Origin of the sequence: Bradyrhizobium prioriisuperbiae (assembly GCF_032397745.1) — a bacterium.
Taxonomy (GTDB): domain Bacteria; phylum Pseudomonadota; class Alphaproteobacteria; order Rhizobiales; family Xanthobacteraceae; genus Bradyrhizobium_A; species Bradyrhizobium_A prioriisuperbiae.
The window spans coordinates 6635200-6648284 of record NZ_CP135921.1 but is presented as its reverse complement, the minus strand read 5'-3'; the positions used below and the strand labels follow the sequence as shown (position 1 = coordinate 6648284).

General features: G+C 60.3%; 12 protein-coding genes. 1 reads left to right on the top strand and 11 read right to left on the bottom strand.

All coding sequences use genetic code 11. The features are described 5' to 3' along the window. The 9 genes from ureE to RS897_RS31340 all read right to left on the bottom strand — a co-directional run bounded on the left by ureE (position 1) and on the right by RS897_RS31340 (position 9070). Positions 1-549 carry an urease accessory protein UreE gene (gene ureE / locus RS897_RS31380; RefSeq protein ID WP_315838804.1) on the bottom strand — a complete coding sequence of 183 codons (549 nt, stop codon included), beginning with the start codon at positions 547-549 and terminating at the stop codon, positions 1-3. A 55-nt stretch (positions 550-604) separates the two neighbouring features. Further along, positions 605-1300: an urea ABC transporter ATP-binding subunit UrtE gene (gene urtE, locus RS897_RS31375; RefSeq protein ID WP_315832566.1), complete on the bottom strand. Its 696-nt coding sequence runs from the start codon at positions 1298-1300 to the stop codon at positions 605-607. Continuing rightward, a complete protein-coding gene (gene urtD, locus RS897_RS31370) occupies positions 1300-2049 on the bottom strand; it encodes an urea ABC transporter ATP-binding protein UrtD (RefSeq protein WP_315832565.1) in 750 nt (249 codons plus the stop codon). The genes urtE and urtD overlap by 1 nt, the downstream gene beginning before the upstream one ends. A gap of 5 nt (positions 2050-2054) precedes the next feature. After that, on the bottom strand, positions 2055-3200 hold the full coding sequence (urtC, locus tag RS897_RS31365) for an urea ABC transporter permease subunit UrtC (RefSeq protein ID WP_315832564.1): 1146 nt from the start codon (positions 3198-3200) through the stop codon (positions 2055-2057). A gap of 3 nt (positions 3201-3203) precedes the next feature. Further along, positions 3204-4097, bottom strand: a complete 894-nt coding sequence (urtB, locus tag RS897_RS31360) for an urea ABC transporter permease subunit UrtB (RefSeq protein WP_315838803.1) — start codon at positions 4095-4097, stop codon at positions 3204-3206. A gap of 62 nt (positions 4098-4159) precedes the next feature. Next, positions 4160-5416, bottom strand: a complete 1257-nt coding sequence (locus tag RS897_RS31355) for an ABC transporter substrate-binding protein (RefSeq protein WP_315832563.1) — start codon at positions 5414-5416, stop codon at positions 4160-4162. Positions 5417-5676: 260 nt separating this feature from the next. Continuing rightward, positions 5677-6285 (bottom strand): ANTAR domain-containing response regulator, encoded by a 609-nt coding sequence (locus RS897_RS31350; RefSeq protein ID WP_315832562.1) that lies wholly within the window; start codon positions 6283-6285, stop codon positions 5677-5679. A 23-nt stretch (positions 6286-6308) separates the two neighbouring features. Beyond that, on the bottom strand, positions 6309-7472 hold the full coding sequence (locus RS897_RS31345) for a transporter substrate-binding domain-containing protein (RefSeq protein WP_315838802.1): 1164 nt from the start codon (positions 7470-7472) through the stop codon (positions 6309-6311). A 251-nt stretch (positions 7473-7723) separates the two neighbouring features. Then, entirely contained in the window at positions 7724-9070 is a 1347-nt protein-coding gene (locus RS897_RS31340) for an ammonium transporter (RefSeq protein ID WP_315832561.1), read from the bottom strand. Positions 9071-9698: 628 nt separating this feature from the next. On the opposite strand from RS897_RS31340, the gene RS897_RS31335 reads away from it, so the two are divergent. Continuing rightward, positions 9699-10367 carry a helix-turn-helix domain-containing protein gene (locus RS897_RS31335; protein ID WP_407654580.1) on the top strand — a complete coding sequence of 223 codons (669 nt, stop codon included), beginning with the start codon at positions 9699-9701 and terminating at the stop codon, positions 10365-10367. A 21-nt stretch (positions 10368-10388) separates the two neighbouring features. Here the strand turns inward: RS897_RS31335 and glnT are convergent, their stop codons facing one another. Continuing rightward, a complete protein-coding gene (gene glnT, locus RS897_RS31330; RefSeq protein WP_315832559.1) occupies positions 10389-11687 on the bottom strand; it encodes a type III glutamate--ammonia ligase in 1299 nt (432 codons plus the stop codon). A gap of 30 nt (positions 11688-11717) precedes the next feature. Then, positions 11718-13073 (bottom strand): FMN-binding glutamate synthase family protein, encoded by a 1356-nt coding sequence (locus tag RS897_RS31325; protein ID WP_315832558.1) that lies wholly within the window; start codon positions 13071-13073, stop codon positions 11718-11720. Positions 13074-13085 lie beyond the last annotated feature (12 nt).

Here is a 13085-nt window from a genome sequence, read left to right as displayed (position 1 = left end):
CTAATGGCTATGTCCGTGATGAAATCCGCCGTCCCTGGCCCGATGACCGCCAGCGTCGTCATCATCTGCGCCGTGATCGTGATCCCCGTTGCTTTCGTCGTCGTCCAGGACGCTCACACCAACCTTTCGCGCCGAGACCAGCTCTCCGAGACGGGCGGTGTAATCCTCCGCGCGGCCTTCGAGCGCCACAAGCAGAACTTCGCCTTCAAAGCGGACCCGCCAATGCAGATTTCCGGCATGATAGCCAAGTTCGATGGCATCGCTGATCGAACGGGGTTCGAGGCGCAACCATCGCTGGGTGCCGGCGCGCACCACGATCGCCTCCTTGCTGTCCAGAAAGAGGACCGCACCGTCGAACAATCGCTGGTCGCGGGGCAACGCAATCGCCAGTTCTTGACCGCCGCGGGTGATGGCAAGCAGACGGCGCCGCGCCAGATCGGCCACAGGGAGCTGCACGACATCGACGGCGCCGCGATGCTCCAGATCATGCAGTCTTTCAGAGAGCGTCGGGTCCAGACGGCTCCCCAGCACGTGATCGATACGACGCATCAGCAGCTCTCCTTTCAAGTCATCATGCCTTGGATCAGCCCAGCGATGCGCCACATCACACCGCCATATGACGATGAACCAGGTCATCGCTGAGTTCGGCAATGGCGCCACCAGCGACGACCCGCCCCTTCTCCAGCATGGCGAAGCGATGGGACGCCTGGCGGGCATACATGACGTTCTGCTCGACCAGCAGCACGGTCAGACCGGCCTCTCTGTTCAAACGAATGATGATGGTTTCTATTTCCTCGACGATCGAGGGCTGGATGCCCTCATTGGGCTCATCGAGCAGGATGATCCTGGGGTTCGCGGCCAACGCGCGGGCGATCGCCAGTTGCTGCTGCTGGCCGCCGGACAGAACGCCGCCGAGGCGCTCGAGATTTTCCATCAGATAGGGAAACAGCTCCGAGACCAGCGGCGGTATTTCGCGCTTGCCGTCGGCACGGGCGAAGGCGCCCATCATGATGTTGTCGCGAATGCTGAAATCGGGAATGATCTCCCGCCCCTGCGGAACATAGGCGATGCCGGCTCTCGCCCGGCGAAAGCTCGGGTCCTGGCCGATATCGCGGCCGTCCAGCCGGATCTCTCCCACGGTGCGGTCGGTAAGACCCATCAAGGTCTTGAGCAATGTCGTCTTTCCGGTGCCGTTGCGGCCGAGAATGGTGGTCACTTTCCCGATCGCGATATCGAGGCACACGCCGTGCAGGATATGGCTGCGGTCGTAGAAACTGTCGACATTGTCAAAGGTCAGCATCAGCCGATCCCCTTCGATCCGAGATAGGCTTCTCTCACTCTGGGATCGGCTTCGATCTGGGCGACGCTTCCCTCGGCCAGGACCTGGCCAAGATGCAGAACGGTGATGCGCTCAGCGATCTCGCGAACGAACGCCATGTCGTGTTCGACGACCACAAGGGTATGGCGGCCTTTCAGGCTGTTGACGATCTCCGAGGTTTTACGGGTTTCCGCCTGGGTCATGCCGGCTGTTGGCTCGTCGAGCAGGATCACTTTCGGATTCTGCGTGATCAGAAGACCGAGTTCGAGCCACTGCGTCTGACCATGGCTGAGATAGGCGGCCAGTTGGCCGGCTTCCTCCGTGAGACCGATCAGCTCCAGCACCTCATCGACATCATGCGTCGCCCGCTTGCTGAAACCAAAGCGCAGATTGGCCCAGACACCGGGATTGCGGCAGCTCGCCACTTCGAGATTGCGGCGCACGGTCAATTCCTTGAACACACTCGGAATCTGGAACTTGCGGCCGATACCGGCGCGGGCGATATGGTGTTCTTCCCAGTTGGTGATGTTGGTATCGTGCAGGAAAACTCGCCCCTCAGTGGATTGGGTCTTGCCCGAAACCAGATCCATCAACGTGGTCTTTCCGGCACCATTCGCGCCCAGCAGCACGCGAAGTTCACCGTCCTCAATCGTCAACGAGACTCCATTGACGGCTTTAAACCCGCCGAAATCGACACCAAGTCCGTCGATCGTGAGTGCGACCTGCCCCATCTGTCTCACTCCGCCGGTTGCGACGCGTCGGTCGCAGACACCGAAAGCCGGGATGCGGGCGAATGGCGCGCGATGAAGCGATCGATCAGATCGTGGGCAATGCCGGCAAGACCGCGCGGCAGGTACAGCACGACAAGAACAAAGATCAGGCCGATGATGGCTTTCCACGCCTCGGCGAAGCCCTGGGTCTCGCTCACGGTCGCGGAAATCATGTTGATGATGATGGCGCCGATACAGGCGCCGAGGATCGACGATCGTCCGCCAACCGCAGCCCACACCACCATGGTGATGGAGAACGCAAGATCCATGAAGGTGGGCGACGCGAACTCGGACACGATCACATAGAACATTCCCGCGAGGCCTGCGATGCCGGCAGACACTGCAAAGAAGAACGTCTGGTAGAGCGGAACATTGAAGCCGAGATAGCGGGCGCGATTCTGGTCGTCGCGGATCGCCTGAAGAATGAGGCCGGCACGGGTTTCGATCAGCAACCGTGCTCCCGCGAGGACGACCGCTAGCGCCCCGGCCACCAGATAGTAGGTTTGAACAATATAGGGGTCGAATTCGAAGTCCGCGATCCTGAACCAGCCGAGATCGGTCAATCCGTTGAACCCGTTGGTGATCGGCTGCGCATCGATCACCACCAACCGCACCAGCAGGACCAGGGCAAGCGTAATGATCGAAACAAAAACGCCGGCAATCCGTTTCCGGAACACGATGGTTCCGATGATCGTTGCGATCGCGACCGGCAGGACAAGGCCCATCGCAACACCGAACCATTGGTGCTGGAACGGCAACCAGAGGAACGACGCCTTGTTGATGCAGCAGAGCTGCGTGGGCGCGCCGGGTTCCGCGTTCCAGAGCATGAAGTCCGGCACCGGCTTGTCCGATCCCTGCTGCAGACTTGTGGCGCTGGCGAGCTTCAGCGACATCGCCAGCATGTAGGCTCCGGCGCCGAAGAAGAGCCCCTGGCCGAGATTCAGGATGCCGGCATATCCCCATGACAGGGCCACCGCGATACCGAGCATGCCGAACACCAGATACTTGGCGATGCGATTCAGCCAGAACGGATCCAGCACCAAGGGGGCGCACATGATGAGCACCACGAAGGCCAGATAGACCACGATTTCAAAGCGACGCTTGACGGTCATGTCTCAACGGCCCTTCAACGCAAAAAGGCCTTTGGGCTTCAGAATGATGATCAGAATGACGATACCGAAGACGACCGCCCTTGCGAGGATGTCATTGGTACCTGCGGCAACAACGCCATTGATCTCACCGAGAATCCCCGCGGAAAACACCGAGCCAAGCAAACTTCCGACACCGCCCATGACCACGACCATGAAGCCGTCAACCACCATGGATGTCCCCATGTCGGGAAACACGGTCTTGAACCCGGACATCATCACGCCGGCGATGCCGGCGAGGCCAGATCCGAAAGCAAATGTCAGCGCATTGACCCGCGCCACGTCGATGCCGCAGGCAGCCGCCATCTTCGGATTGCGGATGATCGCCCGCACCTGCATGCCGATCGCCGTGCGATGCATGATGAACCAGGTGGCCGCCGTGAGCACGGCGGTCACCAGAATGATGAATGTGCGGTATCGGTTGATTTCCACGCTTCCGACAAACAGCGTCCCCTGCAGTACAGCGGGAACGCTGACATTCTGAAGGCCGGGTCCCAAACCCTGGATATGGATGCCTAGGAAAGACAGCCCGAACTCGAGCCGCACGGCTTGCTGAATCAGGATCGCGATACCCCAGGTCGCCAGCAGCGTGTCGAGCAAACGGCCGTACAGGCGACGGACGACGACACGCTCGATCAGAAGTCCGATCAGGGCGGTGACGACGAACGCCAGCGGAATAGCGACGAAGATATTGGCGCCGAGCCAGATGCCGGACAGCACCGTGACATAAGCCCCGATCATGACCATCTCGCCATGGGCCATATTGATGACGCCCATCGCGCCATATGTAATCGCGAGACCCAGCGCCACCAGCAACAGGATCGAGCCGAGACTCAGGCCGATAAACAGGATTTCCAGCATCGATGGCACCAGGTCGGAACGATCTGCCGCGCACATTCGCGGCAGATATCTTGGACGGGACCTCAGATCTTCAGCTTCGACGTATCGAGGCCCTTGCCGGTACAGAAGAGATTGCTCTCCGTCTCGCCGTACGCCACGTAAGGCAGCGGAATGGTCGGCTCCTTGTAGGCGTCGATGATCTTGCCTTGGCCGTCGGCTTGCCACTGAGCAATGCGCGGTGTCAGGTAAGTATGCAGGTTGTTGGCATCGATTTTCACATGCCCGTTTGGCGCGTCGAACTCCTGCCCTCGGACCGCATCCCGAATTGCCGTCGGTGTGATCTCCGCGGCCTTTTCCACCGCCTGCTTCCACAAGAACACCTGGAAATACGACGACTCCAGCGCATGATGCGTGACAGCCTTCGGATCCTTAACAAACGCCCGGTAGCGTTCGACAAACGCCTTGTTGCGGTCGGTATCGATCGCCTGAAAATAGGGAAACGAGGTGAAGCTGCCGACCGCATATTCCGGCCCCATCGCGGCGATCTCGATTTCGGAGGTCACCGTTGCACAGATCGGCAGCTTGTCGTGGGTGAGGCCCTGATTCTTGTATTCGCGATAGAACGCCACCACGGAATCACCAACGACATTCGACAGCACGACGTCGCACCCCGAGTTCTTGATCTTGTTGACCATCGAACCCCACTCGGAATGTCCCAGCTCGAGATACTCGTCGGCGATCCATTCCCCGCCATTCTTCTCGATGAGGATCTTCGACACCTTCGCCATTTCGCGGGGGTAGATGTAGTTGGAGCCGACAATGAAGAATTTCTTCTTGCCGAGTGTCTTGATGATCCAAGGAATGAAATTGGACAGCTGCTGGTTCGGGACCGCGCCGGTATAGACGACGTTCCGCGAGCACTCGAACCCCTCATAATAGGTCGGGTAAAAGTAGAGATTGTTGCGCTTTTCGAAGACCGGCAAAACCGCCTTGCGACTCGCCGAGGTATACGAACCAAATACCGTCGGCACGCGGTCCTGAATGACCAGCTTCGAGGCTTTCTCGTTGTACGTTTTGGGATCGGAGGCGCCGTCCTCGGCAATTGCGGTGATTTTCATGCCTTTCACGCCGCCGGCGGCATTGATCTCGCTAATCGCCATCATGGTTGCGTCATGGAGAGATTTTTCAACGATCGAAAGACCGCCGGTCAAGGAGAACAGCACTCCCACATTGATCGTTGCCGCGGCCTGGGCCGGAGCACTGAAGAAGTAAGGCGACGCGAGCGCGCCACTGGTCGCGAGCAAACCGCCTTTAAGAAACTTACGCCGATCCACCGACATGACGACATTCCCCTTGTGATCGAAGACAAGCCAAACCCGTTCGCGCCGAAGCACGTTGTTCAGAACTGAAATTTTTCCAGAAATGACCGTCAGCGGCGGACTCTTCCAGGTCCATGCCTCTTTACGATCACCAAACGCAAAAAAGCCCGACAGATCCTCACGGATCTTTCGGGCTACCTAGCCATGCCAGACCAACATCATTGGTGATCCGGCTGAATTTGCGTGAAGGATTATCTCACCCGCGCGCAATCACGCAAAAATTAAACATCTTTTGCGCGGTACTGCAAGAGTTCATTTGCGTGGATGATCGCCGACGCCATGTCGTCCATCGACAGCCGCTTTGCCATCGCCTGACGACGGATGCTTTCGTAGGCATCGGCCTCGCTCAAGCCCTGCCCGTCCATCAGAATGGCCTTGGCTTTCTGGATTCGTTGCAGACCTGACAGCTTGCGTTCCAGTTTGCGAATTCGCTTCTCGGTTTCCTGCTTCTCGAGCCACAGGCTGCGCGCGATCGTCAGATTGGTGAGCAATCCGAATGGACGGATCGGGCGTTCGATGACGGCAACCGCACCAGCCTCCAGAACCAGTTGAAGCGTCGTCGGATCTTCATATCCCACCACGGCGATCAAGGTTGGCCGAGGCCTGTCATTGCACCTCAACAGCCGCTGGATTTCACCACGGACATCATGTTCGATAGCGAGGAGCATCACGTCCGAACCATCGGTCCAGCTCTCTGGAACAGGCCATTGGGTTTCAACCGTACAGCCGATGCGGCGGAGATGTTCAACAAGTCTGGTGCGCTCGCTGTCCGGCGGATGAACCACCTGGACACGTAAACCACGAAGATCCCGAAGAATTTGGATCGCCACCACCAGCTCCCTGCGCCAGACCTTCAGTGACTGCTCGACTGGAGGTCGTCGGCTGACCAGTCATCCAGACTCTGCACGACACAATAAGGATCCGGCTTGATGCGGACGCCGGGATTCCACACGGTCTGAAAGCGGCCGTGTTGATCCAGCCGCGCGATCCGCGGCCAGAGGTAGGCGTGGTTGTTTTCCGGATCGATCCTGACCCTCCCTTGTGGAGCATCGAATTCGGCATCTCTCAGCTCGAGCAAGACCCGCTCGGGATCATCGGAGCCGCAACGTGCCATTGCGCGCATCGCCAGATGAACCTGGAAGTAGGCAGCTTCGGCTGCAGCCGTCACCGGCGCGTCCGGACCGTATCTCTCCCTGAAGCTGCCGACAAAACGGCGCGCCGAAGCCGTCGACAAGGTGGCAAAGAACGGCGCTGCCGTGATGTGGCCTTCAGCCGCTTCCGGCCGCATATCAGCGACATCGGCCTCGCTGGTGGTCAGGCTCGCAATAGGCATTGTCCTGGGATCGAAACCTGCGGCCCTGTAGGCCTCGTAAAACAGCGCTGTCGAGCGACCAACGATTGTAGAAAAGATGACGTCGGGGGATGTCTTTTTGATCCGCCGGATGACCTTGTCGAAATCCTTGCTTCCGGCGTCCAGCGGAACATAGATTTCGTCGAGGATCTTGCCGCGATCCTGCATGACGAAATCCGTCATCAGACGGTTCGATTCATAGGGATAGACATAGTTGGACCCGACGAGCAAAAAACGGTTGCCGTAGGTGGACAACAGGTATTTCGCAAGCTGCAGCGAATTCTGGTTCGGCGCGGCGCCGGAATAGATGCAGTGGCGGGAATACTCAAAGCCTTCGTAGAACGTCGGATAAAACAGCAGGCCGCGGTGGCTCTCCACCACCGGAAGGACGGCCTTGCGCGTGCTTGTCATATAGCATCCGAACAGCAGGCGAATGCGATCGACCTGAAACAGGCGCTCGGCCAGCGTGCGGGACAGCTTTGGATCCGACGCCGGATCATAGATGACCGGCTCGACCCTACGGTCGAGGACACCGCCATTTGCGTTGATTTCCTCGATTGCGAGAAGAGTGGCATTGAGCTGCGTTTGCTCGGTCGCCGCGGTCACGCCTGTTTGAGAAAACAGTACACCGACCCGCCAACTATTGCCCGTACCACTGGGGTTCATATCCTCATTCAGTCCGATTTGTTTGGGAAACGTAGACCTAACTCTACGCCAGAACGAATGAAATGCAATTGACGCGCGATTTTGCTGTCGCCGACAACTGGAAAATGCTGGCTGGGTCACGCTGCACGCGCGCTGACATATTGTCGCTGCGGCTGATCGCGGGCATAGCACCCGCGTGATCATAACGACACATAACGGACCCCGGATGGCAACGGCCTCATGCCGCGGCCATCCGGCGAGAGGCTCACGGATCAACCGTGGACAGTTTCGCCGTGCAGCGCCAGATCAAGCCCGGTCGCTTCCACTTCGGCATCGACACGCAGCCCGACGGTCATGTCGATCAGCTTCAGCAGCACGGCACTGATGACGCCGGACCAGACCAGCGTGACCGCGATGCCTTCCAGTTGAAGCAGAACCTGGCCGGGATTCCCGTCGATAAGGCCGGCCTTGCCGGCTCCGCCGATGGATGCGACGGCAAACACGCCCGTCAGCAGCGCGCCGAGGATGCCGCCGACGCCATGCACGCCCCACACGTCCAGCGCGTCGTCATAGCCGAACAGCCTCTTCAGGCTGGACACTCCCCAGAAGCAGACCACACCGGCGGCAAGGCCAATGAAGAGCGCACCGCTGACGGTGACGAATCCGCAGGCCGGAGTGATCGCGACAAGTCCAGCAATCGCGCCGGACACCGCCCCGAGCAGGCTGGGTTTGCCACGCACCACCCATTCCACGATCGTCCACGCCACGATCGCAGCGGCGGTCGCGCCATGGGTATTCATCATGGCGATCGCGGCCGAACCGCCGGCCGAGAGCGCCGATCCGGCATTGAAACCGAACCAGCCGACCCAGAGCAGCGAGCCCCCGATCATGGTCAGGATGACGTTGTGCGGCGCGAGCGCCGTGCTGCCGAATTCCGTGCGCTTGCCGACCATGAAGGCGGCGACCAAACCGGCGATGCCGGAATTGATATGCACGACTGTGCCGCCGGCGAAGTCCAGCACGCCGGCATCGGCAAGAAACCCGCCCGGGCCCCATACCATGTGAGCGATCGGTGCATAGACGAGGACTAGCCAGAGCGACAGAAAGATCATCGCCGCCGAGAACTTCATCCGATCCGCCGGGCCGCCGAGGATGATCACCGGGGTGATGATGGCAAAGGTGAGCTGGAACATCGCGAACACAAGTTCGGGAATTGTCGGGGCCCCCGCAGCCAGCGTATCGGGAGCGATGCCCTGCAGCATGAACTTGCTCATGCCGCCGAAGAATGGATTACCTTCGCTGAAGGCCAGCGTATATCCGATCACGATCCAGATCAGCGACAGAATGCCGGCGGCAAAGAAGCTCTGCATCAGCACCGCCAGAACGTTCTTCTTGCGCACCATGCCGCCGTAGAACAGCGCCAGGCCCGGCACCAGCATCATCAGAACAAGCAGCGACGAGACCAGCATCCAGGCCGTATCGCCGGAATTGAGCGTCGGTGCCGGTGTCGCTGCCGGAGCGGCGGCGGGCGCCGTCTGGGCGAGCGCCACCCCCACACTGGCGACCATGGCCGCGGATGCGGCCATGACGGCGTTACAAGCAGTCTTCAAGCTGAACATGACGATGGTATCTCCCCGTTTTGAAGTGAGCTGTGGATGGATTGCTGTGACGTGCATGTTGGTCAGGATCGGCCGGGTCCGCTCCAGGGTTGGAACGATGAATCCTGCGGTTTCCGGCGGCGGTAGATCCGGGCGGGGCGATCGCGCACCACCCGCTGCAGTGTCCGGATCGAACGAAGTTTCGATCTGGAAGGCTTGAGGACGGCGATGATGAACTTCATGTGGTTTCCATCGTTTTGATCGGGTTTCGTCCGGCCCCCTCTCCGGACCCAATGTTTCCTGAGAGACAACAAATTTTCATACAAATATCGTGCCAGATGTTTCCTCAGAGGAAAGAGATCGGATGCAGGAACGTCCATCGCTTGGACTTTGAAACGCAAGATGTTTTGCGGTGTTTTTGGCTTGCGCGGGTTTGCCTTGAGCCGCTGACGGGCTATTGAGGAAGGCCGTGGTACTTCGGTTCGGGAAACGCCAGCTCGATTTTTGCTGCTATTTCGAGCAGGAGCACTCGGAAATGCCATCAAAGGCGGCCTGCCCCGTCATCGATTGGCTGTGGAGTCCAGCGCGGGAGTCCGCGCCGGGCTGCATCGACCCGGCGTGGATTCGAACGACGACAAGACAGGAGCAAATCGTGAAAAAAGCTGCCGTGCAGCGCCGTAAATCCGGAAGCGTCCGCGCGAAAGAGGTCGACCTTCTGACCGGCTCGTCTGCACCGAAGGACGTTGCCCCCACGCTCGAATCCGAAATCGGCGCCGAGGTCCGCAGGCTGCGCAAAAGCTTCGATCTCACCGTCTCGGAGCTCAGCGCGGCGTCCGGAATCTCGACCGGAATGTTGTCCAAGATCGAGAACGGCAGCATTTCACCGTCACTCGCCACGCTGTCGTCCCTGGCAAAAGCGCTCAATGTTCCGATCAGCCGTCTGTTTCACGAAACCGGCGAGCAGCGCGACTGTTCGTTCGTCAAAGCGGGAACGGGCGTTCGGATCGAACGCCGCGGCACCAAGGCCGGGCATCTCTACGATCTGCTCGGGCATTCGCTCGGCGGCGAGGTCACCGTCGAACCCTATCTGATCACGCTGAAGGGCGACGCCGTTCCCTACACCGATTTCCGCCATGCCGGTGTCGAGTTCATCTACATGCTGTCGGGCAAGGTCCGGTACCGCCATGCTGACCGCAGCTATGTCATGGAGCCCGGAGATGCCTTGTTCTTCGACGCCGCCGCGCGTCACGGCCCGGAAGAGCTGATCAAGGCGCCGATGACCTACCTGTCGATCATCATCTATCCGCGGCGCAGCTGATCCCAGAGCGTTGAAAACGCTCTAACAGTCCAGCGTTGCGTCCCGCTCCCATTGCGTGAGGTGCCGACAATAGCTGTTCCACTCGTCATGTTTCAGTTTGAGAAATGAGGGAACAAACGCGCCGAGCCGGTCCTTGATCGTGGAATTGTCGCCGAGCGCGCGAAGCGCATCGAGCATGTTGAGCGGCAGTCGCTTGGCTTCCTTCACGGTATGGCCGTCGGTGTACATGTTGATGTCGAGCCGCTTACCGGGATCCCGCTTGTTCTCGATGCCGTCGAGACCGGCCGCAATGATTCCTGCCTGCAGCAGATATGGGTTGGCGGCTGCATCGGCAAGCCGAAGCTCAAATCGCCCCGGCTCTGGAATGCGGATCATGTGCGTGCGGTTGTTGCCGGTATAGGTCACCGTGTTGGGAGCCCATGTCGCGCCCGACGTCGTTCGCGGCGCGTTGATGCGCTTGTAGGAATTCACCGTCGGATTGAACAGGGCGCACAGCGCATCCGCCGAGTGAATGATTCCACCGATGAAGTGATAACCGAGTTCGGAAACGCCGAGTTCGCCCCCCTCGCTCTCGAACAGATTCTTGCCGTCGCGCCACAGCGACACGTGAGCGTGGCAGCCGGACCCGGTGAGATCGAGAAACGGCTTCGGCATGAAGGTCGCGCGCAGGCCGTGCTTCTCGGCGACCGATTTCGCCATGTACTTGAAGAACGAGTGACGATCCGCAGTGACCAGCGCATCGTCGTACTCCCAGTTCATCTCGAACTGGCCGTTCGCATCCTCGTGGTCGCTCTGGTAAGGCTTCCAGCCCAGCGCCAGCATGGCGTCGGACATCTCGGCAATGATGTCGTACTGGCGCATCAAGGCCGACTGATCGTAGCAGGGCTTGGCCTGCCGGTCAGCGCTGTCGCACACCGCAAGACCGTCGGGCGTCGTCAGAAAGAACTCGCATTCGACACCGGTCTTGACCTGAAGGCCTTTGGCCTGGGCTTCCGACTTGAGCTTCCTGAGCAGATTGCGCGGCCCCTGCACAACCTCGGCACCGTTCATCCAGAGATCGGCCGCGAGCCAACCAACCTCGGGCTTCCAGGGCAGTTGCACCAGGCTGTCGGGATCAGGGACCGCAAACAGGTCCGCATCCGCGGGTGTCATGTCCAGCCAGGTCGCAAAGCCGGCGAATCCCGCGCCGTTTTTCGCCATCGCATTGATCGCCGCTGAGGGCACGAGCTTGGCGCGCTGCACCCCGAACAGATCGGTGTAGGAGATGAGAAACGACTTGATGCCCTTCTGCTTGGCGACATCTTCGAGATTGACAGTCATGAGCGTCCCCTGTGCCGGCAGCTGGTGGCGTTAAAACTTTCCAGGTATCCAGTTGGTGCCTGCAAGCGGAATGCCAGCCATGGCGGCTGCCTCCACTGTCAGGGCCACGAGATCTTCCGGCTCCAGATTGTGCACGTGGCTTTTGCCGCAGGCGCGCGCGATGGTCTGGCACTCGAGCGTGAGGACCGCGAGATAGTTGGCGAGCCGGCGGCCAGCCTTGACCGGATCGAGCCGCGCGGCGAGCACGGGATCCTGCGTGGTGATCCCGGCCGGATCGCGGCCTTCGTGCCAGTCGTCATAGGCGCCCGCGGTGGTGCCGAGTTTTCGGTACTCGTCCTCCAAGCGCGGATCGTTGTCACCCAGCGCAATCAAGGCCGCGGTGCCGATCGCGACCGCATCCGCGCCCAGCGCCAGCGCCTTGGCGACATCGGCGCCGGTGCGAATTCCACCGGAGACGATCAATTGCACCTTGCGGTGCATGCCGAGATCCTGCAGCGCCTGAACGGCGGGACGGATCGCGGCGAGAATGGGCAGCCCAACATTTTCGATGAAGACGTCCTGGGTGGCTGCGGTGCCGCCCTGCATGCCGTCGAGCACGACCACATCGGCGCCCGACTTCACCGCCAGGGCTGTGTCGTAATAGGGCCGGCTGGCGCCGACCTTGACGTAGATCGGCTTTTCCCAATCGGTGAGCTCGCGCAGCTCCTCGATCTTGATTTCGAGGTCGTCGGGGCCGGTCCAATCAGGATGGCGACAGGCGGAACGCTGATCGATCCCTTCGGGAAGATCCCGCATTTTGGCGACCCGCGGCGAAATTTTCTGTCCCAGCAGCATGCCGCCGCCGCCGGGCTTCGCGCCCTGCCCGACCACGACCTCGATCGCATCGGCCTTGCGCAGGTCTTCCGGATTCATGCCGTAACGCGACGGGAGATATTGATAGACCAATGTCCTGGAATGCTCGCGCTCCTCCGCCGTCATGCCGCCGTCGCCGGTCGTGGTGGAGGTGCCGCTCGCCGATGCGCCACGTCCCAGCGCTTCCTTCGCGGGACCGGACAATGCCCCGAAGCTCATGCCCGCGATGGTGACGGGAATCTTGAGCTCGATCGGGGTCTTGGCGAAACGCGTCCCCAGCACCACGTTGGTGCCGCATTTTTCCCGATAGCCCTCGAGCGGATACCGCGAGATCGAGGCTCCCAGGAACAGCAGATCGTCGAAATGCGGCAGCTTGCGTTTCGCGCCGCCGCCACGGATGTCATAGATGCCGGTCGCCGCGGCACGCTGGATCTCGGAAATCGTATGCGGATCAAACGTCGCGGAATAACGCGGAAGCGTCCGGTGCGGGGCTGCCGCCGGCAGATCTTGGGGCGACGGATCTTGCACGGTCATGGAGCGGCTCCG